Below are 21,011 nucleotides of genomic sequence, written 5' to 3' on the forward strand. Positions count from 1 at the left end.
TCGTTGAAACGGCTTATTGACAGCTCTCTTCTTATTGTGAAACGAGTTTGCTATATAAATATAAATTGAAAAAACACTCGGAAATTCTGCTACATCTATTTCTCGCATTTTAGGAATATGAAGACAGTCAGTTTCTACTTACGTTCATACTTTCAATTCCGATGGAATTGATGGATTGTTAGAAATCCGTTTTACATTACGATTGTGGTCTATCTTGAAGAGTGATTTCCATGTCTTAAAGACAATCTCTATTTGCCAACGTAAAGTATATAATTCATGTACCTGTTCCATCGGAACCCATTCCCAAGGTGTATTCGTCACGTACACGTTTAATCCAGCTTATCCTATAGCAGTTGAAGAATTGAGAAAAGAAAAAAAGATGCCATTAGGCATCCAACTAAGGCAAGTGAAATATCTCAATAACATAGTGGAACAAGATCATCGGTTTATTAAAAAGCGGGTTCGTTCGATGTTAGGATTGAAATCCTTTCGCACAGCTACATCCATTCTTTCTGGAATAGAAGCTATGCATATGGTGAAAAAAGGGCAACTTGTTTTATTGGACAAGTCTCAAGTGAAGTTCATCCATCAACTATTTGGAATTGCTGCTTAAGACTAGATTTCACTAGGAAACTTTTCGCCTCTTTATATCTTTCCTAAGTATTTGCACCAGAACCGAAATCAATATATGATTTACGGTGGAGAATTAAAGAGTTATTAATAAAGAGTGTTTGTATTGAATCTAAGAGTGAAAATGAAGCGATTAAAGGTATACCTTTTTAAACTGTTCTTCACCATACACATAAAGAAACCAAATCTTTTGCGTGGTACTTGCTGATTCGTTGTACAAAACCAACTTGAAACCTTTATGAATTATGTATTAAAATATTTTAAAAACAAAAAGGGAGTAAGGTTATGACCTTAATTAGTGACTGAGGCTTTTGAATTAGCTATGAAAGATGGAAAGAAAGGTTGGATGAAAAATGAATGATACTGAAAATGTAATACAAACAAATGCTCATTACCATGAGTTAGATGCAAAGGCAAATATTATTTATAAATTTGTTATGACTTACAATGATTATATAAAAACAGCTCGTGATTATGGTACAGGAGAAATCATTACTATGGTTGAAGTACATACTCTTACTGTTATTGAAGAGAATCCAGGAATCACTGTTACTGATGTAGCATTGGGGTGGAATCGTACAAAAGGCGCTGTATCACAGATTATTACCAAACTAGAAAAGCGTGGTTTGATTATACGAAAAAAAGAAGCTGGGAATGCTAAAACTGTACACTTGTATGTCACTGATAAAGGAAACCTTCTTAGTAAAGCACATAAAGATTATGATATTAAGGAACTCACTTGGGCTGATAAAACATTGCGTAAGAGTTTTACTACTGAAGAAATTAATGTGTTTTATAAAGTTATGCAAAAGTATACTGAGTTGTTGGATATGCCTCATATAGAATAAAAAAAGTACGTTTTCGTAATCATATATAAATTAAAGTATTCTTGACAAATTATTGTTTAGAGCCTAAACTATATTTATTGTTTAGGCTCTAAACATTTTTTGTAGTAGTAATTAATCCCCATCAAATTATTACTACTAATGATTTTTAGGCCTGTCCAGTTAGGAAAGGGGTTATAGACAAGATGATTTCTTTAAGAAATGCTCAAGCTACAGATTTAGAACAGCTGTTACTTATTGAGAATGAAGGTTTTTCGATAGAAGAGGCTGCCACGAAAGAAGCATTTGTGGAGAGGATTCAACTAATAACTGATACCTTTATTGTGGCAGAAAGACAAGGGGAGATTCTTGGTTATATTAATGGGCCTATCATTAATCAACCTTACATTACCGATGATCTTTTTGAGAAAATCGGAGAGAACTCGAAAAGAGGCGGATATCAGAGTATTTTAGGATTAGCTGTGTCCAAACAGGCAAGATATCAAGGAATTGCAAAGCTTCTAATTGAGGAAATGGAAGATCTTGTAAAAGAAAATGAAAGAAAAGGAATCACTTTAACATGTAAACAGGAATTAGTATCTTTTTATGAAAAATTTGAGTTTGTTAACCATGGCATGTCCGAATCACAACATGGAGGAATAAGCTGGTATAACATGGTCAAATTCAGAGAGGCTATGGATTGATCCTTTTGCCTTTAAACAATTGTTTGGGACATCCGGAAGCGAAGATATTTTGCTAACATTTCTAAATGTAATGCTAGCAGATTCATTAGAGTCTCCCATTCAATCTCTTCAATTTGAAGATCCTCATTTGCACCGAGAATATGAAGAGGATAAATTATGGATTCTAGATGCATCCGCTACATTAGACACAGGAACTAAAATTAATATTGAAATTCAGTTGAATAATAATCACGATCTTTTGAAGTGTTCTCTCTATTATTGGAGTAAACTCTATGCTTCTCAATTAAAAAAAGGAATGCCCTACAGCTCGCTTCATAAACCATTACAATCAACTTATTGAACTTTGCCATGTTTAAAGACTACGAAGCATTTCATACGACAGGGCAACTGTGGAATATGCAACAGCAGCAACTCTTAAGTGATGATATCGAAATTCATGTCGTGGAAATTCCAAAATTGTTGCAGCAGTGGCGGGAGGAAAAAGTAAATCCGTGGGAAGATTCCTTCGTTCGATGGTTATTACTATTACCAGCGAATGAAGATGAGCATTTAACGCGTACTCTGGAGGCGATTGCGATGAATCAGGACCCAATTTTACAGAAAGCAATGAATAAATGGGAGCATATGAGCCAAGATGCTTCGTTCCGTCAAGCTTACGAAGCACGCGAAAAGATTTTGATGGATGAAGCGGCAGGGATTGCACGCGCATTGAATATAGGACGTGAACAAGGACTCCAAGAAGGAAAACTTGCTGAACGCGTCCAATTAGTTCGTGGTATGCATAAGAATGGAATGCCTATAGAGGATAAGAGGATATTGCGAAATTTAAAGGGTTAAGTATAGAATAAATAAGAGAGATTTTACAATCATGAACATAACGAAATAACACCTACAAGTATTTTGTAGGTGTTATTTTTGGTTCCGTTGCAAAGTTTTCTGCATGAAGCTACACTCTAGAAAACAGTATCTAGGAAAATCAGACATGAGATATTTTAAAGGAAAACAGTTCAAGAAAGATATTATTTTAGTAGTTGTCGGCTACTACTGCCGTTTTTCTTTAAGTTATCGCGATGTATCTGAAATCCTGAAAGAACGCGGTATTTCATTTCACCCAACAACTATCATGCCCTATATAAACAAAGGCGAAGTCCTCAAAGAGACTCCGCCTTTTCAACTTACAATGAACTTCAACACTTACTAGCTACTTCTTAAACACTGTTCCTCATTTACCAATTTGTTTATGCTTTTTTCAAACTTTGCAACAGAACCTTACAGAGTAGAGTGTTTATTTTTATTTTTTACCATATCTAATATATCCCTTATTACACCAACAACAACTTGAGGTTGATCAATATGTATTGCGTATCCAGCATCTTCAACAACAATATGTTTTTTATTAGTCGACAAGTTAGCAAGTTCTACCTGGAATTTCATCCAAGTAGCCATAGACTTCACTGTATGAAAAGGCTGCATCCCCCCTGTTACAACAATGAGTGGAATGTTTCCAAGTGACTTAGAAGTACGAATTTGTTCTAAGCTTTCTTCCACTTCATTAAGAGAACCTTCCAAAGTAAATTGATTATAATAAGCCTCCTGAACTTCTTTTGTAAATAAAGAGGGCAATATTTTGTTTTGATCCTCGTGAGTTGAGTCTAAGAGAACGACTCCTACTACTTCCTCTGGATATGTGCTTGCAAATAATCTTGTATTTAATCCTCCAAATGAGTGTCCGACTAATACATATGGAGGTTTTATACCTGCTTTATTAAGTAATATATGTAGATTTTCGACACTTTGCTGACTATGGCGAGGTCTTTCATTCATTTCACTTTTGCCAATACCAGCTCTATCATAAATAAACATTTTTGAGAACTTTGAAATGTCATCTCTAATTAGATTCCAGCTTTCTAAAGTGGCTCCATATCCAGAATCAAAAACTAGTGTTGGCCCTTCATTATTCCCCCCTAACAATTCATAGTATAATTCAATACCACCTATATCTAATTTTTGTCCTGTTTCATTCCCATTAAGTTCACTCATATCCAATCCTCCATTTTTCCTTTTTATATAAAAAGGAAAGATCATTTCTATTTATAGAACTGATTTTTTTATTATCCATTTGAAAATCCTAAATAAGTTCAATTTAATTGAACTTATCGTAGCATGGACTGATTTTCTTTTCAATCTGAAGTTTAATATAATTGAACTAGTAGATTGAATTACAAAGGATGTTGAAAATGAATGAGATAGGAAAACGAATAAATAAATTAAGAGTAGAAAAAGGTATGACACTTGTAGAGTTATCTGGTAATAAAATGTCAAAAGGGATGTTAAGCATGATTGAAAATGGGCATTCGAACCCTTCGATGGATAGTTTGAAATTTATCGCGCACCAGTTGGGCTGCGATCCTCAATATTTATTAGGGAGCTCTACATCCGATGAGCTAAAGCACTTATTTAATAAAGTAGAGAAAGCGTTTGAAAAAAATAATGATGAACAGATAATTAATTTGACACAAGACATGTTGGACCAACAGTTTCCTATTTCATTTGAATCTGCTAGGATATTAGAGATTTCTGGAAGGGTAGTTATGAAGTCCGAGAAAAAACGTGGAGAAATGTTGATAGAACGAGCAGTAGTAATCTATGAGCGGTTATCCCTTTATAGCCACTGCGTGGCTGCTGAAGTACATATGGTAGAATGCCGTGCAAAAGAGGATAATTACCATGATGCTCTGATAATGTTACGAAATATAAGAAAAGAGTACCATGAGAAAGTAACAGTGATTGATATGGTCGTTGAAATAGAAGCGAATTATGTTGAAATGGTCTTACTCTTCGGGATAGGTGACTATAAATCAGGAAAGAGTAAACTTAATCAATTAATTGAACTATCTAAGAGGAAAAAGGTCTTTTATAAGATGGATAATATTTTCCGAATTGCAGCGTTTCAAGCCCTTCTTCATAACAACGAAAATGATTATGCTTATTTTATCGAGAAGTCAGAACAGTTTGCTGTTTTTAGTGAAAATGATGAATCTCTAGCTTTTACACTGTTACTTCAAGCACATTATCATAATCAAACATCAGAGGATTATGAACAGGTCCTTTATTACTTAGATAGGTTTGCTACCCTAGTAAAGGGGAATCTCGGAAGTGACTATTATTATCTTGAAAAAGGTAAAGTATTATTAGGAAAAGGACATGTAAAAGAAGCACTTGAAACATTTGAGCAATTTAAGATGCCAAATACGACTATTTACCCACTTGAATTATGTATTCTCTACACTGCAGATGCATATAGAGCAAATTGTCTTTTACAACTAGGAAGAATAGAGGAAGCGCTTATCTATGCGCAGAGAGCAGCTAGTGAAATAGATTTGCTACCTCAAACGCCTTATCAAGGTTTTATAAGAAACACCTTAGAGTTAGTGAATAAAACCTATAATATTATTTTCGAAAGAAAAAATGAATAGCTTATAGAAAATAAAGAAAAGAATGTCAATTTAAGAAAAGCAACTACCCCAAAACAAGAAAATTAACATTTCTATATCGAGAATGAACAATTTTTTCGTTTTGGGGTTATCTATTTTCTTAAGTTGATGGGCATATGGCGGTACCCCACATCCATCAACTTAATAGAACAGTTTGCCCCTAAAATGATAAAAATGAACTTCGTACTATAAAAAAACACAAATTTTTGTTTAGGGGGTACTTTAAAATCTTAGCTTGATGGCGATATTGCCGTACCCCTATTACCATTTTTGTTCCGTTACTATACAAACCAAAGATTTTATTTTATCTTGAATTTAATTTTTTTGTAAATGTGGAACAAATTTATTACTTAGATTGTCTATTAAGTGTAATCCTATAAGCTTAGTGCTCAAACTCGATACACTGAACCTGATTTGACATCTATTTTAAGTACTGCAAAATACGAAAGGACTGATTATCTTGAAAAGTACAAGAATGTTAAAAATAGGGATGTGTGTTGGAATACTAAGTTTGAGTCTTGCAAGTGTAAAACTTTTTATAGGTGAACCATTATAGGTGGAAGCAAAAAAAAAGTTTGACGCTCGACTGGGTGTCTATGAAATCGACACCAGTATAAACTGGGCAGTTACTTATCGATTACCTAATGAACGGTTTGTTTACGTATCTACCTTTAAGGCTCTGGTTGCAGGGGCATTGTTACTACAATACCCAATTGACAAATTAGATGAAGTTATCACTTATACAAAATATGATTTAGTAGAGTATTTACCAATTACAGAGAAACATGTGGATAGCGGTATGACTCTTGGGGAAATTGCGGAGGCTGCTATTCGTTACAGTGATAACACTGCGGGGAACATTTTATTCAAGGAATTAGACAGATTGGTAATAAGGTTACCTTGGCTGATTGCTTTGAGCCAGATTTGAACGAAGTTATTCCGGGAGACATTCGTGATACACAAGTACAGCAGAAACACCTGCAGGCTTTCACGGTCAGAGATGCACACCAAACTGATAAACGTAAAATCCCTACGGATTGGATGCGTGGAAAAACTACAGGAGACAAACTCATCCACGCTGTTGTACCAAAAGATTGGGAAGTCGATGATAAATCTGGAGTCGGAAGCTACGGAACACCTAATGACATTGCCATCGTTTGGCCACCGAATAGAGAACCGCTTATCATTGCAATTCTGTCCAGCCAAGATAGTGAAGATGCTATATATGATACTGAGCTAATCGCGCAGACTGCCAAGGTTACAATAGATGCTCTCAAGTGAAGGCATTGATTTTACCTTTGCTTTCTGATTCCCTATATTCCATACCATCTATAGGATAAAATTAGAAGTCGATTCTTTTTTACATCAAAAGAATCGTTTTTTACATTCTTTTCATTTCATTACGATTATGCTAACAAGAACCATTATATTAGACGAGTGGTCCAAGAACTCACTATTACAAATATTAGATATAGTACAAAGAGATGAGGAACAGCTCACAATTTCCTTGCTTTAAGGGGCGGCATTATTATAAAGAATAGAGATGAAAATAGTTTGTTCAAGAGTTAATCTTAGTTTTATAGTCTATAGATTAGGAAAATATTGACTGATTCCGATTAACACACTTTTTAAATATAAGTATATTTCTGAAGGTGACCTCAATAATTTTAAGTAAATCAACGGGAGAATTGAAAGGCAGGAGAAAGTAGCATGTCAGAAAATTATCGTTCTCGAGAGGAGCGACGACAAGTTAAAAAGAAAAAACACCCCGCTTCTAAAAAACAACAAGGTAAAACATCGTTTTTTCGCAAATTTTTAATCAGTTGCTTACTACTTGGTATTGTAGGATTAGTCGCAGGGGTTGCTACCTTTTTCGTTATGATCAAGGATGCGCCAAAACTTGAGAAAGCAAAACTTGTTAATCCGTTATCCTCAAAAATTTATGATAAAGATGGAAAATTGATATATGAATATGGGAAAGAAAAACGAACGAATATTATGTATAATCAAATACCTAAATTAGTAGAAAATGCATTTTTAGCGACAGAAGATGCACGTTTTTATGAGCACAGTGGCGTAGACTTTAAAGGTACTGCACGTGCAGTTTTAGTCAGCCTAAAAGGGGATTACGGCTCTCAAGGTGGAAGTACGATTACGCAGCAAGTTATTAAAAATTACTTCTTATCGATGGAAAAAACGTCAAAGCGTAAGGTTCAGGAAATTTATTTGGCGTATAAACTAGAACAACAATATTCAAAACATGAAATATTAGAGATGTATTTAAATAAAATTAATTTAGGTAACCGTTCATATGGAATCGCAACAGCAGCACAAAACTACTACGGTAAAGAATTGAAGGATTTAACATTACCAGAAGTTGCAATGTTGGCCGGTTTACCGAAAGCACCAAATAACTATGATCCAACGAAAAAAGAAAATGTTCAAAGGGCAACAGAAAGAAGAAACGTTGTACTAGAATTAATGAATCGACATGGTTATATAACAAAAGAAGAAATGGAAAAAGCCTCACAGTTTAAAGTAACAGATGGGCTTAAATCTGCAACAGAACTTCAAGCAATGCCATATCCTGCATTTATGGATGCAGTTGTGAAAGAAGTAGAAAAAGAATTACCAGATGCTAATATTGGATCTGACGGTTTAGAAATTTATACAACATTAGACTCAAAGGCACAGGATTTTGCGGACAAGCTTTTAAATGAAAATATTATTAATTATCCAAATGAGAAATTCCAAGGGGCTTTCACATTTATGGATACGAAAACAGGAGAAGTTCGTGCAATTGGTAGCGGACGCGGTGAAAATAAAGCTGTATTTAAAGGACATAATATAGCGATTGAATTAGATCGCTCAGCAGGTTCAACAATGAAACCAATTTTTGATTACGCTCCTGCAATTGAATATTTAAAATGGGCTACTTACCATCAAATTGATGACTCTCCATTTAAGTATTCAACAGGACAAGAAGTTAGAAATGCAGATAGAAAGCATTTAGGACCAATTACAATGCGTGATGCATTGAAAACATCCCGAAATATCCCGGCTATTAAAACTGCAAAAGAAGTAGGAATTAATAAATCAAAAGCTTTCTCTGAAAAGTTAGGTATTACCTTTAATGTAGCACCGACCGAGTCAACAGCGATTGGTACAAATGAAGCGTCACCAACTGAAATTGCAGGTGCTTATGCGGCATTTGGTAATGATGGTAAGTATACGAAGCCGCATTTTGTTAAGAAAGTAGTTTATCCAGATGGTAAATCAAAAAGCTTTGAGCAAAAGCCAAAACGAGTTATGAAGGATTCTACAGCATATATGATTACTGATATGCTTCGTACTTTTGTTTCATCTGGATTGGGTACAGCAGCTAATATAGATTCTTTAGATGTAGCGGGTAAAACAGGTACAACAAACTATTCTTTAGAACAAATAGCACAATATAATCTACCAGAAAGTGCAACTCGTGATAGTTGGTTTGCTGGTTATACACCACAATATACGATGGCAGTATGGACTGGATATATAAAAGATAGTAAAGACGATTATATTAGTAGTAAAAATACGAAAATTTCTCAGTTGATTTTTAAAGAAATGATGAGCAAGATGGCTACAGATAAGTCGCAATTTAAAATGCCGAACAGTGTAGTTCAAGAAGGTAGCGAATTGCGTATTAAAGGTGAGAAACGTGATTCTTCTACAAATACGACTGAAAAGCCAAGTAATAATAATCAAAATAAGCAACAAGAAAAGCAAAAGAAACAAGAGGAATTAAAGAAACCAGAAGAGCAAAAGCAAAGCAATCCAAATAATGGTAGTGGTCAAGGAAATACAACGTCACCAAACAATGGTAGTGGTCAAGGAAATACAACGTCACCAAACAATGGTAGTGGTCAAGGAAATACAACGCCACCAAACAATGGTAGTGGCCAAGGAAATACAACACCACCAAACAATGGTAGTGGCCAAGGAAATACAACGCCATCAAGCAATAGTAGTGGCCAAGGAAGTACAACGCCACCAAACAATGGTAGTGGCCAAGGAAATACAACGCCACCAAACAATGGTAGTGGCCAAGGAAATACAACGCCACCAAACAATGGTAGTGGCCAAGGAAATACAACGCCGCCAAACAATGGTAGTGGCCAAGGGAATACAACGCCGCCAAACAATGGGGATGGCCATGGAACGCCAACGCAACCAAGTAATGATGGGAATACAGGAGAGGCTCCAGCCGATAATGGATAATAAGTAATATGAAGAAATTGTTGATTCTGTGCAAATTTTAAAAAAAGCATAAACAGGTTGGTAAATGAGGAACAATGTTTAGGAAGTAGCTAGTAATTGTTGAAGTTCATTTTACGTTGAAAAGGCGAAGTCTCTTTGTATAGTGACCCCAAATTTGTAGGGTTTGTGAATAAATGTCCAATTTTCTTTTTTTATGGGGTACATCCGCATGCCCATCAACTTAAGAATTCAAAAGTATCCCAAGACGAAAAAATGAGCTTTTTTGCTACAAGTTAGCACAAAATATCGTTCTGGGGATAACTCGTTCTTTTAGCTTGATGGTGATGCGGGCACTTCCCAAAAGTGATCCTTTTTTGAATTCTAATTCGGTGTAACTAACAAAGCTATTAGGAGCAACGGCATATCAAAAAGGATATGAGCAATAGCGCTAGCCCATATTGAATTGGCTTTAAATGCAATCCAGTTGTAAGGCAATCTTGCTAAGCCAATAATTAAAAGAATTTGAATTAAGTTACCGTCATATGTAGAGTAATGAGCCATACCGAACAAGAACGCTCCAATAAGAGTTACTATTAGCATCGACCATTTTTCGTCTATTCCTTGTTTTTTCAAAAAGTAAATTCCTAAGATAGATGGAACTAAAATTAAACATTCTTCGCCGATCAAGCTACATATAATTTGTATCAAGTGATAGATAAACTGTATAGGTGTGTTATCTACGAAAATAGTAGCCTTTCCATTATAAGCAACTGAAAAATGAAAAACATATTGTACTAAAAATGCAATAATCCAACTTTGTATGATATTCCATAATAGTCCAATTAAAATGATTTTAGTTGTTCCTTTTTGTAGGGGACCAAATGCGGACTTAATGCCGTAAAAGCTAAAGTTCAAATATAAAGCAATTACACAAGATATCGTTAAAAACGTAAACCTAAATGGAAGAGCAGTATAAGCTAAACCTATGTAAGCAATACAAATGAAAAAAACACTAATGATTACATTAAAAATACTACTAGGTTGTTTGTTATAAAGACTGTTCATGATGTTTTCCTCCTATTTTGCTAGTTGAATTTCTCGGAGGGGATTTTTAAAAATTTCTAATCATATTTTCTACTCTTTTTTGCACCCGACATGAGGTATAACCTGGTGGTGAAAGTCCTAAAGGTTGGATTTAATACAATTTCAATAGCTTTTAAGTATATGGCCCAGTACCAGCATTACTTTGCCCCTGATTACAGCAACGCTGGTGCTACCTCATATAAAAAGACACTATATATAATAGTGTCTTTTTATGTACTGACGTACTATGAAAGAAAATGTAGTGATTAATCGTAATTAGTTGAACTCTTCTTGGTTAATAATAGTATAACATCATTATCGATAATTTTAAATGAATTTATGCATATATATAATTATCAACATATTCTAGACGTATATATGTTTTTTCTTTCTATTACCAAAATTTCCAATTTATTTATTTTTGTATATATTCTATAATTTAACTGCTAAATCGCAAAAAAGGAGCTCTAATAGATATGGAGATGAGAAACTTACAAGAACTAATTGAAGAAAAGAAAGCAGAATTAATTAAGCTTGTAGAGAAATATGGATTTAGACATCAGCAGGTGCTACATTTAAGTCAAGATATAGATACACCAATAAATCAATTTATTTATATAAATTATAAAACTAAGTAGAATTCTACATTTATAATTACATTATAGGGAGGATTACTTTGGGGTATTTTAACTTGGAATTAAAAAGCGGATATTGAATTTGAAGAAGCTGTATATTTTGTATCGGAATACATAAAAAGGTATGCTGTAGACCGAGAGGACAGAGAATATGCAGCAGAAGTTATTGCTAGAAGTTGTAATAAAGAAAACACTGCTGATGATATTTTTTTTATCACAACTTGCAGTGAAATGATTAATAGATGAATAATGATTAACCGGACAATTTAGAATCAACTAAATAAAAAACAGGATCTGATATTCATATATCAGGTCCTGTTTCACTATGTATAATTATTTTACTGCCTCTTTTAATTCTTTTCCCGCCTTAAAAGCAGGTGCCTTTGAAGCAGCGATTTGCATTTCTTCACCTGTTTGTGGGTTACGTCCTGTACGTGCAGATCTTTCACGCACTTCAAATGTACCAAAGCCAAGAATCTGTACTTTCTCTTCATTTGCAAGCGCATTTGTTATAGCATTTAATACAGCTTGTGTTGCTGCTGCTGCCTCTTTTTGTGTAAGTTCTGCTTTTTCTGCTACCATTTTTGTTAGTTCAGTTTTATTCATTTTTTGCACCTCTTTGAATGTAATTAGAGATTATTATAACGTGCCTATACTCCTGATGCAATCAAAAGTAATACCAATACCAGCATCTCCGTGTAAATCAGGTGTAATAAAAATTTTCATTATTGTTAATTTAAATCTTTTATATACCACGCATTCATAGCAGAATGATCAGAACCTGATAGTGGCTCATGTAAAAGCGTAAATCCAAACTTTTCATATAGTATACATGCAGTTTTTAATTCATGCTGTGTTTCTAAGTAGCACTTTGTATAATGTTTAGCAGCATATGATAAAGCTTTTTCCATTAACTTCTTTCCAAATCCTAAGCCCTGTGTTTGGGGACTTAAGTATAACTTCTGTAATTCGCAAACTTTTTCATGTTCGTTAAACGGCGCTATACCAATTCCACCAACTACTTCTCCTTCCATTTCTACAACCCAATAGTTTCCATGTTTTAAATCAGTATAATATTGGTGAAGGTCGTTAAGCTGAGGGTCAAAATAGGCTGTTCCAGGAATCGCTAATCCAAGTGATTTTAATGAATTTTGTATTATTTTTTTAATTTTCACATTGTCTTCTTTTTTAATTTCCCGAATAATCATATGATCTCTCCTACAATTAGTTTTTTATAAAAGTTCCAATTATTTCGAAAGTTGTACCCCTAAATGTTGACTGAGTCCACATTCTAAGGATACAGTTATGTTAATATTAAATGTGGATTAAGTCAACTAAAGGAGAAAATATGGATAAAAAAATTATTTATGATATTAGACACTTCAATCGATTTTATACGAAGGTACTTGACTTATTTAATAATCAATTTCTAGATACAGAATATTCATTAACCGAAGCACGGATACTATTTGAGATAAGTGAAAAAACTAATTGTATTGCGAATAATCTCGTGCAAGAACTTAATATTGATAGAAGCTATATGAGCAGAATTTTACGTAAATTAGAGAGGGAAGAATTAATAAAGAAGAAAAGCTCAGCAATAGATAGTAGAAAAAGCTTTCTTTTTTTGACAAAAAAAGGTGAGGAATTGCTTGATAGAATCAATATTCAGTCAGATGAACAAATATATCAATTATTTAATGGATTAACTAATAGTGAAATTAATCAAATTCGTAATTCTATGATCGTAATACAAGAAAAATTAGATAAGAAAAAATTTTGAATGTCCGTACAATTTCTGATTGATTTTGGAGCAATGTTTTAACTATTTAAAATGCGTTCAAATTGTACGTTTAGGCATATCTTAATTAGCCCACTGTTCACTATGCTTCTTATTTCGTTAAATATATTAAACCACCTCCCGATATTCGAGAGATGGTTCATGTTTATTTATTCACAATTCTATTATAGGAATTAATGGTTAACACGTAGTAAACAAGGTAGATTACACCATACGTTGTCATAGCATAAATAAATGAAATTATGTTTTCCTTTATGTCCATATCATATTGTATAACCATTGATATTATTAACATGCCCGCATTTAGTATCCCAATAATTAACGGAAGGAGAAATATAAATAATGTTTGTTTGGCTATCGTAGTTCGTACTTCTTTTTTATTTACACCGATTTTTCGTAAAATTTCATAACGATTTTTATCTGAATGTGCCTCTGTTAGCTGTTTGAAGTAAATAACACTTCCTGTTGCCACTAGTAAAACTAATGCTAAAGAGCTAACTATAAAGATTTTCATTCCTGTAAGTGCCTTTATTTTTTTATACCCTTCGTAGAATGTGCGCATATGAGTATCGTTTCCTGCTAGTGTCATTACTATCTCAGATGTTTCTTTGGTTGTTTTTTCATCCTCCACTTTATAAGCTTTATATGTGATTGGACTGACTTGTTTTGCAACACGATTAAACATCGCATCGTCAACGACAATATATAAAAGCTCCGGTCCAGAGGTTAGTTGTATCGATTTTTTTTCGAGTTTCTCGAGTTTAAAAGTATAATTCTCCTCAGGTAGCTGAATATTCACTTGTTGTCCCGTGAAATTAGGAACTGGTTGGTTAATAAGGTATTTTTTAAATGCGATAGCTTGCTCACTAGCTAGTTTTGGTATATCCCCTAATTTTAGAACTTTGTTCATTTTATGAAATCCATTTTCTGAGATCAAGTTAACGGAAAGATCATCTTTATCTTCGAATGGTGCTGAAGTACTCCCTTTCACTTGAATAACCGGGATATCTAATTGTGCTATAATCGGATGATCTTTGTCTTTTGAAATAACCCGTTTGATTTGATTGTCAGATGTTTCGTCTTTTGAAAGATGAATATAGCTAAAAGGAGCTGTTCTATGAGCATCTTTTTCAGTGATTGAATATTCAGAGAAACTCGCTTGAAGATATGGAAGTGCTGCTGTAATTAGCAATGCGATAACTGTAAGCATAAGGGCATTTCCTTTTATACGATACAGCAAGTGAGATGTTCCAATGATGTTAATCCCATTATAGTAGTTCGGTTTATTTTTTTGTGCACGCTTTAGTATATACACAGTTAAAGAACGGAATAATAAATACGTTCCAATAGCAACAAGAGGCATAGAAAGCATTGCTGCCTCGTTAAACATAAGCCAATAACTACTTACGAGTAAAATGATCGAAACTACGGCAGAAACGATAGATGCTTTTGGTACTTTCTCCCCTTTTTTCTCTGCTTGGAATAATTCAATTAATTTAAAGCGATAAATTAAAAGATACGATTGAAGGGATGTGAAAATTGTAATGACCGTAAATGTAATAGTTGTATTCATAATTGCTTCCGTAGGAATGCCAAAACTTACATCGACCGGAGCACCTACGAGTTTAAGGAGTAACATGATAAACAATCTGGATAATATGACTCCTAATATGAGCCCGCATATTAAAGTGATAGCCCCGATGATTACATTTTCAAAAAACAGCATTCTTGCGATGGTTTTTTTTCTCACGCCAAGTAGGGAGTACATACCTACTTCTTTTTTACGTTTTCTCGTGAAAAATGCATTAGAATATCCGATGAAAACCGCTATGAATCCTATTAAAACGAAAGAGGTTTGTGACATTGTACCTTCCATATTATTAACTGCATTTTTAATTTCTGGTGTATACAATAATGAGTTGAAAGTATAGCAAATCACGACACTAATCACCATAGAGAAAATGTAGAGAAGGTAGTTGTTTAAATTCCCTTTAATATTTTTTTTCGCTAAACTAAATAACGTCACTTGTACCACCTCCAAGAATGGACAATACATCTAATATCTTTTTGAAAAAATCTTTGCCAGAAGAATTCCCCTTTACGAGTTCGGTAAACAGCGTGCCATCTTTAATAAATAACACGCGTTTACAATAGCTAGCTGCAAATGCATCATGTGTTACCATGAGGATGGTTGCTTTATCTTCTTGGCTTAATTTTTGCAAGCTCTCCAATAAGTCTGCTGCCGATTTTGAATCGAGTGCGCCAGTCGGCTCGTCTGCTAATATTAAGCTGGGTTTAGATACCATCGCACGCGAAGCAGCTGTGCGCTGTTTCTGCCCACCTGAAATTTGATACGGGTATTTATCTAAAATGGAACGAATACCAAAACGCTCTGAAATCTCGTTAACTCTGTTTTCTATTTCTTGTACATCCATTTTTGCTAGTGCAAGTGGCAGCAAAATATTATCTTTCACTGTTAACGTATCTAATAAATTGTAATCTTGAAAAATGAAACCGAGTTTATCCCGCCTGAATGTGGATAATTGTTCTTCTTTCATGTTTAGTATGCTTGTCCCATCAATTAAAATCTCACCGGACGTTGGCTGATCTATGGTCGCCAAAATATTTAAAAGTGTGGACTTTCCGGCACCTGAAGGTCCCATAATTCCAACAAACTCACCTTCACGAACAGTTAAATCAATATCATGTAATGCAGTAAATGTATTTCCTTTTGCTCCATACATTTTTTTGATTTGTTTTGCGTCTACTATTGATTTCATATATATAATTCCTCCATCAAAGAAGTTATTTTTTTCTTACAGGTTTTATTCTATATGATGTAACCCTTCGATAACCTTACAGTTGAGTAGGTTAACCTTACAGTTTTGTCACCTTACAATAAATATCCCTTTTTTCTTTATCTTTTCCACTATAATGTGATATAGACGATTATGCTATCGTAATTTAATGCAGAAGTATGAGCGCGTAACATATAACACAAATTATCTTTAATATAAGATTTTGGGGGAATAACCATGAAAATTATGATTGTAGAAGACGAAAAAACGATTCGAGATATGTTGGGAGAGACAATAGAAAAATGGGGATTTACTACAGTAAAGGTAGAAGATTTTGACCAAGTATTATCAGTATTTTTTAAAAATAGTCCTCATCTTGTACTAATGGACATTAATTTACCATCATTTGATGGATTTTACTGGTGTAATAAAATTAGAGAAACTTCAAAAGCGCCGATTATTTTTCTTTCTTCTCGTAATACACCAATGGATATGGTAATGGCGATGAATATGGGTGGGGATGATTTTATTAATAAACCGTTCCACACAGATGTTTTAATGGCAAAGGTTAATGCACTCCTGCGTAGGACATATACGTATATAGAAGACATAGAGTTAAAAGTTATTGAGCATGATGGAATTGTGCTCAACCTTAAAACCTACAATGTGTCTTATGTGAATGAAGAGATTACGCTAACTAAAAATGAATTTATTATTTTAAAACTTCTCATGCAAAATAAAGGGACAGTTGTAAGCCGAACAAAGATAATGCGCAGTCTTTGGGCTGATGAAAGATTCGTAGACGAAAACACCTTAACGGTTAACATTGCACGGATACGCAAAAAAATTACTGACCTCGGTAAAGAAGGTTTCATTACCACTAAGAAAGGATACGGGTATATTATTTTATGAGTTTTTTTCAATATATAAAAGATAAACGATTCTTTTTCATACTGTACTTCATATTAATGTTGTTTGTTTCATTAATTATGGTTGTAAACGATAGTCGGAATCTCGTTATTCAAAATCTGCTCTATACTCACGTTATTTGTTTTCTCTCCGTAAGTCTTTATATTACTATTGGATATTATTACCGGAGGTCTTTTTACCTAGAACTAAATGATTTAATTAAGAATCAGAAGGAAGACTTTCCTGTAGAAATGCTTGAGCCACAAAATTATGAACAAGCTTTATATGTCAAAATGATAAAAATAGTACGGGACAAGCATTCTAATCAACTTCAAAAGTTGATTCACGAGAAATTGGATCACCAAGATTTTATTATGTCCTGGGTTCACGAGGTAAAGCTTCCAATTGCCGCAAGTAGTTTACTTATTGAAAACAGTACGGGAAAAACAGTAGATTTTCTTATAGATAAGTTTGAAGACGAGCTGAACAAAATTGATAATTACGTGGAACAGGCTCTTTACTATTCACGGATTGACTCATTTTCTAAAGACTATTTCATTACAGATGTGCAGCTGGATCAAATCATTAAACAAAGTGTAAAGAAATATGCCAAAATCTTTATCTCGAAACGAATTCACTTTCATATGGAGGAAGCTCAGAAATTCGTACAAAGCGATAGTAAATGGCTTGCATTTATCATAGACCAAATTACAGCAAATGCTTTAAAGTATGTAAATGAAGGTGGAGAAGTTTTTTTCCGTTTTGAGGAGGATAATGAAGAAAAACGATTGCTCATTCAAGATACAGGCATTGGGATAAAGCAAGAAGATATACACCGTGTATTCGAAAGAGGGTTCACAGGTTTTACTGGAAGAACCCATACAAAATCTACAGGGATGGGACTGTATCTTGCAAAACAAATGGTTTTGAAATTGGGACATGATATTTCTATTCAATCACAAGAAGGAAAGTATACAAGAGTTACCATCCATTTCCCAAAAATAAGAAATTACTATCAATTGCTGTGAAAAGTAGACAAGGAATACCTTTAGTATACTTTTTAAAAATTATTAAAGTATTTCTATATGTATAAAGAGTTAGCCAGTATTTTGGATGGAAACTAAATTGCTTTATCATGTCCAGAAAATTGTATGTTTCTGGACACGTTAATATTGAACAAAAATTATAGAATTTCGTCTTTTGTTTAAAAAACGTGTAAACTTATCTATGTTCAGATTGTTAATGAATTGAATGAACGAGGGATTAGTTTTTATAGTGTTTATGAAAATATTACAATGGATCGTTCAAGTGCTACTGGTCAATTTATGTTTCATTTATTTGCTTCTTTTGCGGAATTTGAACGTAACTTTATTCGCCTATTATAGGGTAGCACCACATTGCCATCAAGCTAAGATTTTGAAGTACCCCCTAAATGAAAATTTTCTTTCTCTACAGTTAGTTATTTTGAGAGGTCAGCTCATTTTTTTGTTTTGGGGGTGTTTACTTTTCTTATTTATTCTATTTAACATAAGCACCTTTTTGTTTGAATGTATTATTTCACAAATTCCCCGTCATAGAAATAACTTTATTATGATTTACAGTTTACAATGACTGAAATTCATATTAATAAAGACCTCCATTTACGATTCGAACTTTGCATATGAATTGCTAATCAAGTAATAAATCGGACTTAAATACGATTACAGCATTTCCTGCAATTCTTACTTCCTCTGGCTCCTGATTACAAATTTTCACTTGAACATCAATGATACCCGCCCGTTTTATAGCTTCGCCCTGTACTGCTTTAAAACTAAATAAGGTATTATCATGTTTGACAAGTCTATGATGTATCAAGTATGCGCCTAAAGGACCGTTCGCATTACCTGTAACAGGGTCTTCGTTAATGCCAATTGCAGGAGCAAACATTCTTCCATGAATTAAAATATCAGAGTCGGGAGCATTCATCGTAAACACATAGAAACCATTGCAATTAATTAATCCACTGACTTTTATGAGTAAATCCATATTAGGGTTTAATTGGTTAAGAAGTTCCGAATTTTTAATTCCAATCATCACCTTAGAATGCCCGGTTGAAACGATTTGTACTGGACAATCTTCTAATAAATCATTTTCACTAATATTGAAAGCTGTAAATATATTTTCTAAAGCTACACCTTCAATCACAGTTTCAAAACTTATACTACCCTGCGTCATAATAATTTTGTAATCATTATCTTCATTAATCACATCGACTGGTAAAATGCCGGCACCAGTTTTATGATAAACTTTAACTGTATTTAAACTATTTTCAACTGCACGAGCATAGTGGGCAGCAATCGTCGCATGTCCACAGATAGGGACCTCATGAGTAGGCGTAAAAAAACGAATATGTACATCAGATTCGCTATTGTCTGATTTAAAGATAAATGCCGTTTCCGAATTGTTAAGCTCTCTAGCAATCCTCTGCATCTCATCCGATGATAAACCATCTGCATTTGTTATTACACCAGCCGGATTACCTGATAATTTTTTCTTCGTAAATGAATCAATTTGATATAATCGGTACTTTCTTTCCATGTCATTTTCCACCTTTAATATATTTAATTTTTGGTCCTTTATACTATCTTTAATTCTTATTATATTAAAGTTCCCCCGTTGCTTCTATAAGGATCTTAATAGCGATGTGGCGGGACCCCGTTTATAACTATGTGTTAGTTCTATCCTAGAATTAGGCTCAAAACGTATAAAAAGACACTATTTAAAGTGTCTTTTTATACGTTGACATGTTATTTAAGAAAATGTAGTGATTAATCAGATGCTTCTCGATTAATATTAGTATAACATCAATATAGAAGATTTTAAATGCAAATATGCATATATCTTTATTTTTGTATATTTATTAGTCTGCTCTAAAACTCAATTACTAAAATTTCCGGTTACCTTATTTTGTATTAATACTATAATTAAACTGATAAATAGTATTAAAGGAGCTTTTAAAGATATGGAGATGGGAAATTTACATAAACTAATTGAAGTAAAGAAACAAGAACTAATTAAGCTTGTAGAGAAGTATGGTTTTACTCATAAGTAAGTTTTGTATTTAAGTCAAGACATCGATATATTAATTAATAAATTTTTATATATAAACAATAAAGGTAGATAAAATTACAGTTTATATAGGGGTCTCAACACATCCATCAAGCTATTATTTTAGATTCTCCCAAAAATGAAAATTTTATTTTTCTATAGTGGTCTATGAGCCCTTAACTCATTTTTCTCGTTTTGGGGATAGCTTGTTTTCTTAAGTTGATGGACATGGGGTGGAATCCCATTTTGTAGAGGTGGACGAGTTATCGGATAGTCAAAGGGGTAAAAATGGGGTTAGGAGTAAAGTAATACCAAATTTGAATTTTATTAAGAAAGTGGACTAAAAGCATTGATAAATAGATGGGAAAAAGAGCATCATCACTGAAATAAAAAAGCCCTGCACACAGGGCTTATAAAAAGATACCTTAGTAATCACAACGATTAGGGAGACGTATTAGCTAAGGTATCTGTATAGGTGATTGCATACTAAGTATGCAATCAAGAGCATTGTTGAATGTATTGGGTTATTCAACACGTTCAGAATAACACGAAATTTCTGCTAATTCACCCGGTAAATTTATCCTAAAAATGTTCGGTAGGATTTTTAGGCTTAAAATATGTTCATAAATTATAACGAAATCGTTATTTGAATAGAAAAGTCCAGATGAAATTTTAATTAGATATACTTATTATTTCAACTATTTATTTTTTCCTTATAGAGTTCAGTAAGGATCAGATAGTATTCCTTGTGCCAGCATCAGTTATTCAATCTTATGTGGGGATGTCTCAGTCTCATCAACCGAATTG

Annotated in this window: 16 protein-coding genes and 7 pseudogenes; 15 read left to right on the plus strand and 8 right to left on the minus strand. The window is 33.6% G+C overall.

Annotation, left to right across the window (positions count from 1 at the left end):
* Positions 1-186: 186 nt before the first annotated feature.
* A pseudogene (locus ACFVQC_RS26235) lies at positions 187-339 on the minus strand (transposase); the annotation flags it as partial.
* On the opposite strand from ACFVQC_RS26235, the pseudogene ACFVQC_RS26240 reads away from it, so the two are divergent.
* The 5 genes and pseudogenes from ACFVQC_RS26240 to ACFVQC_RS26260 form a co-directional block, all read left to right on the plus strand.
* A pseudogene (locus ACFVQC_RS26240) lies at positions 317-613 on the plus strand (DDE-type integrase/transposase/recombinase); the annotation flags it as partial. The pseudogenes ACFVQC_RS26235 and ACFVQC_RS26240 sit on opposite strands and share 23 nt — an antisense overlap.
* Before the next feature lie 370 nt (positions 614-983).
* Positions 984-1,478 carry a MarR family winged helix-turn-helix transcriptional regulator gene (locus ACFVQC_RS26245; protein WP_377899679.1) on the plus strand — a complete coding sequence of 165 codons (495 nt, stop codon included), beginning with the start codon at positions 984-986 and terminating at the stop codon, positions 1,476-1,478.
* Positions 1,479-1,660: 182 nt separating this feature from the next.
* Positions 1,661-2,158: a GNAT family N-acetyltransferase gene (locus ACFVQC_RS26250; protein WP_377899680.1), complete on the plus strand. Its 498-nt coding sequence runs from the start codon at positions 1,661-1,663 to the stop codon at positions 2,156-2,158.
* Positions 2,154-2,995, plus strand: a pseudogene (locus ACFVQC_RS26255) (Rpn family recombination-promoting nuclease/putative transposase). Before ACFVQC_RS26250 ends, ACFVQC_RS26255 begins: the two are co-directional and overlap by 5 nt.
* A 145-nt stretch (positions 2,996-3,140) precedes the next feature.
* Positions 3,141-3,299, plus strand: a pseudogene (locus ACFVQC_RS26260) (IS6 family transposase); the annotation flags it as partial.
* Positions 3,300-3,427: 128 nt separating this feature from the next.
* On the opposite strand, the gene ACFVQC_RS26265 reads toward ACFVQC_RS26260, so the two are convergent.
* Complete coding sequence (locus tag ACFVQC_RS26265) at positions 3,428-4,198, minus strand: alpha/beta fold hydrolase (protein ID WP_377899681.1); 771 nt, start codon at positions 4,196-4,198, stop codon at positions 3,428-3,430.
* Positions 4,199-4,395: 197 nt separating this feature from the next.
* On the opposite strand from ACFVQC_RS26265, the gene ACFVQC_RS26270 reads away from it, so the two are divergent.
* The 3 genes and pseudogenes from ACFVQC_RS26270 to ACFVQC_RS26280 all read left to right on the plus strand — a co-directional run bounded on the left by ACFVQC_RS26270 (position 4,396) and on the right by ACFVQC_RS26280 (position 9,912).
* Positions 4,396-5,634 (plus strand): helix-turn-helix domain-containing protein, encoded by a 1,239-nt coding sequence (locus tag ACFVQC_RS26270; protein ID WP_377899682.1) that lies wholly within the window; start codon positions 4,396-4,398, stop codon positions 5,632-5,634.
* Between the two features lie 493 nt (positions 5,635-6,127).
* Positions 6,128-6,933 (plus strand): annotated as a pseudogene (gene bla / locus ACFVQC_RS26275) (class A beta-lactamase).
* 429 nt (positions 6,934-7,362) lie between these two features.
* Positions 7,363-9,912 carry a PBP1A family penicillin-binding protein gene (locus ACFVQC_RS26280; RefSeq protein WP_377899683.1) on the plus strand — a complete coding sequence of 850 codons (2,550 nt, stop codon included), beginning with the start codon at positions 7,363-7,365 and terminating at the stop codon, positions 9,910-9,912.
* A gap of 360 nt (positions 9,913-10,272) precedes the next feature.
* On the opposite strand, the gene ACFVQC_RS26285 is transcribed toward ACFVQC_RS26280, so the two are convergent.
* The gene (locus ACFVQC_RS26285) at positions 10,273-10,956 is read right to left on the minus strand and encodes a CPBP family glutamic-type intramembrane protease (protein WP_377895970.1); all 684 of its coding nucleotides are present in this window, start codon (positions 10,954-10,956) and stop codon (positions 10,273-10,275) included.
* A 494-nt stretch (positions 10,957-11,450) separates the two neighbouring features.
* On the opposite strand from ACFVQC_RS26285, the gene ACFVQC_RS26290 reads away from it, so the two are divergent.
* On the plus strand, positions 11,451-11,612 hold the full coding sequence (locus ACFVQC_RS26290) for a Spo0E family sporulation regulatory protein-aspartic acid phosphatase (protein ID WP_377895971.1): 162 nt from the start codon (positions 11,451-11,453) through the stop codon (positions 11,610-11,612).
* 330 nt (positions 11,613-11,942) lie between these two features.
* Here ACFVQC_RS26290 and ACFVQC_RS26295 read toward each other — a convergent pair whose 3' ends face one another.
* Positions 11,943-12,215 carry an HU family DNA-binding protein gene (locus tag ACFVQC_RS26295; protein ID WP_002150757.1) on the minus strand — a complete coding sequence of 91 codons (273 nt, stop codon included), beginning with the start codon at positions 12,213-12,215 and terminating at the stop codon, positions 11,943-11,945.
* A gap of 125 nt (positions 12,216-12,340) precedes the next feature.
* The gene (locus ACFVQC_RS26300; RefSeq protein WP_264538661.1) at positions 12,341-12,817 is read right to left on the minus strand and encodes a GNAT family N-acetyltransferase; all 477 of its coding nucleotides are present in this window, start codon (positions 12,815-12,817) and stop codon (positions 12,341-12,343) included.
* Between the two features lie 140 nt (positions 12,818-12,957).
* On the opposite strand from ACFVQC_RS26300, the gene ACFVQC_RS26305 reads away from it, so the two are divergent.
* A complete protein-coding gene (locus ACFVQC_RS26305) occupies positions 12,958-13,392 on the plus strand; it encodes a MarR family winged helix-turn-helix transcriptional regulator (RefSeq protein WP_264538660.1) in 435 nt (144 codons plus the stop codon).
* Between the two features lie 163 nt (positions 13,393-13,555).
* Here the strand turns inward: ACFVQC_RS26305 and ACFVQC_RS26310 are convergent, their stop codons facing one another.
* Together ACFVQC_RS26310 and ACFVQC_RS26315 are read right to left on the minus strand one after the other, a co-directional pair.
* Complete coding sequence (locus ACFVQC_RS26310; protein ID WP_377899685.1) at positions 13,556-15,436, minus strand: FtsX-like permease family protein; 1,881 nt, start codon at positions 15,434-15,436, stop codon at positions 13,556-13,558.
* Positions 15,423-16,190 (minus strand): ABC transporter ATP-binding protein, encoded by a 768-nt coding sequence (locus ACFVQC_RS26315; protein WP_377899686.1) that lies wholly within the window; start codon positions 16,188-16,190, stop codon positions 15,423-15,425. Before ACFVQC_RS26315 ends, ACFVQC_RS26310 begins: the two co-directional genes overlap by 14 nt.
* 255 nt (positions 16,191-16,445) lie before the next feature.
* Between ACFVQC_RS26315 and ACFVQC_RS26320 the strand changes: the two genes are divergently transcribed.
* The 3 genes and pseudogenes from ACFVQC_RS26320 to ACFVQC_RS26330 all read left to right on the plus strand — a co-directional run.
* Positions 16,446-17,120 carry a response regulator transcription factor gene (locus tag ACFVQC_RS26320; protein ID WP_002150747.1) on the plus strand — a complete coding sequence of 225 codons (675 nt, stop codon included), beginning with the start codon at positions 16,446-16,448 and terminating at the stop codon, positions 17,118-17,120.
* Entirely contained in the window at positions 17,117-18,145 is a 1,029-nt protein-coding gene (locus ACFVQC_RS26325; protein WP_377899687.1) for a sensor histidine kinase, read from the plus strand. The genes ACFVQC_RS26320 and ACFVQC_RS26325 overlap by 4 nt, the downstream gene beginning before the upstream one ends.
* 201 nt (positions 18,146-18,346) lie before the next feature.
* Positions 18,347-18,490: pseudogene (locus ACFVQC_RS26330) on the plus strand (recombinase family protein); the annotation flags it as partial.
* Between the two features lie 295 nt (positions 18,491-18,785).
* Here ACFVQC_RS26330 and ACFVQC_RS26335 read toward each other — a convergent pair.
* Positions 18,786-19,694 (minus strand): PhzF family isomerase, encoded by a 909-nt coding sequence (locus tag ACFVQC_RS26335; RefSeq protein WP_377899688.1) that lies wholly within the window; start codon positions 19,692-19,694, stop codon positions 18,786-18,788.
* Positions 19,695-20,118: 424 nt separating this feature from the next.
* Here ACFVQC_RS26335 and ACFVQC_RS26340 point away from each other — a divergent pair, with 424 nt between their 5' ends.
* Positions 20,119-20,208, plus strand: coding sequence for a Spo0E family sporulation regulatory protein-aspartic acid phosphatase (locus ACFVQC_RS26340; protein WP_377899689.1), 90 nt, complete (start codon positions 20,119-20,121; stop codon positions 20,206-20,208).
* A 687-nt stretch (positions 20,209-20,895) separates the two neighbouring features.
* Positions 20,896-21,011 (plus strand): annotated as a pseudogene (locus ACFVQC_RS26345) (Holliday junction resolvase RecU); the annotation flags it as partial.

The organism is Bacillus sp. NPDC057893 (genome assembly GCF_042796455.1).
Taxonomy (GTDB): Bacteria; Bacillota; Bacilli; order Bacillales; family Bacillaceae_G; genus Bacillus_A.

Coding starts and splice junctions, on each gene's coding strand:
- ACFVQC_RS26250 (WP_377899680.1), top strand. CDS start 1,661: ATGATTTCTTTAAGAAATGCTCAAGCTACAGATTTAGAACAGCTGTTA.
- ACFVQC_RS26280 (WP_377899683.1), top strand. CDS start 7,363: ATGTCAGAAAATTATCGTTCTCGAGAGGAGCGACGACAAGTTAAAAAG.
- ACFVQC_RS26300 (WP_264538661.1), bottom strand. CDS start 12,817: ATGATTATTCGGGAAATTAAAAAAGAAGACAATGTGAAAATTAAAAAA.
- ACFVQC_RS26305 (WP_264538660.1), top strand. CDS start 12,958: ATGGATAAAAAAATTATTTATGATATTAGACACTTCAATCGATTTTAT.
- ACFVQC_RS26265 (WP_377899681.1), bottom strand. CDS start 4,198: ATGAGTGAACTTAATGGGAATGAAACAGGACAAAAATTAGATATAGGT.
- ACFVQC_RS26285 (WP_377895970.1), bottom strand. CDS start 10,956: ATGAACAGTCTTTATAACAAACAACCTAGTAGTATTTTTAATGTAATC.
- ACFVQC_RS26325 (WP_377899687.1), top strand. CDS start 17,117: ATGAGTTTTTTTCAATATATAAAAGATAAACGATTCTTTTTCATACTG.
- ACFVQC_RS26290 (WP_377895971.1), top strand. CDS start 11,451: ATGGAGATGAGAAACTTACAAGAACTAATTGAAGAAAAGAAAGCAGAA.
- ACFVQC_RS26270 (WP_377899682.1), top strand. CDS start 4,396: ATGAATGAGATAGGAAAACGAATAAATAAATTAAGAGTAGAAAAAGGT.
- ACFVQC_RS26315 (WP_377899686.1), bottom strand. CDS start 16,190: ATGAAATCAATAGTAGACGCAAAACAAATCAAAAAAATGTATGGAGCA.
- ACFVQC_RS26335 (WP_377899688.1), bottom strand. CDS start 19,694: ATGGAAAGAAAGTACCGATTATATCAAATTGATTCATTTACGAAGAAA.
- ACFVQC_RS26295 (WP_002150757.1), bottom strand. CDS start 12,215: ATGAATAAAACTGAACTAACAAAAATGGTAGCAGAAAAAGCAGAACTT.
- ACFVQC_RS26320 (WP_002150747.1), top strand. CDS start 16,446: ATGAAAATTATGATTGTAGAAGACGAAAAAACGATTCGAGATATGTTG.
- ACFVQC_RS26245 (WP_377899679.1), top strand. CDS start 984: ATGAATGATACTGAAAATGTAATACAAACAAATGCTCATTACCATGAG.
- ACFVQC_RS26340 (WP_377899689.1), top strand. CDS start 20,119: ATGGAGATGGGAAATTTACATAAACTAATTGAAGTAAAGAAACAAGAA.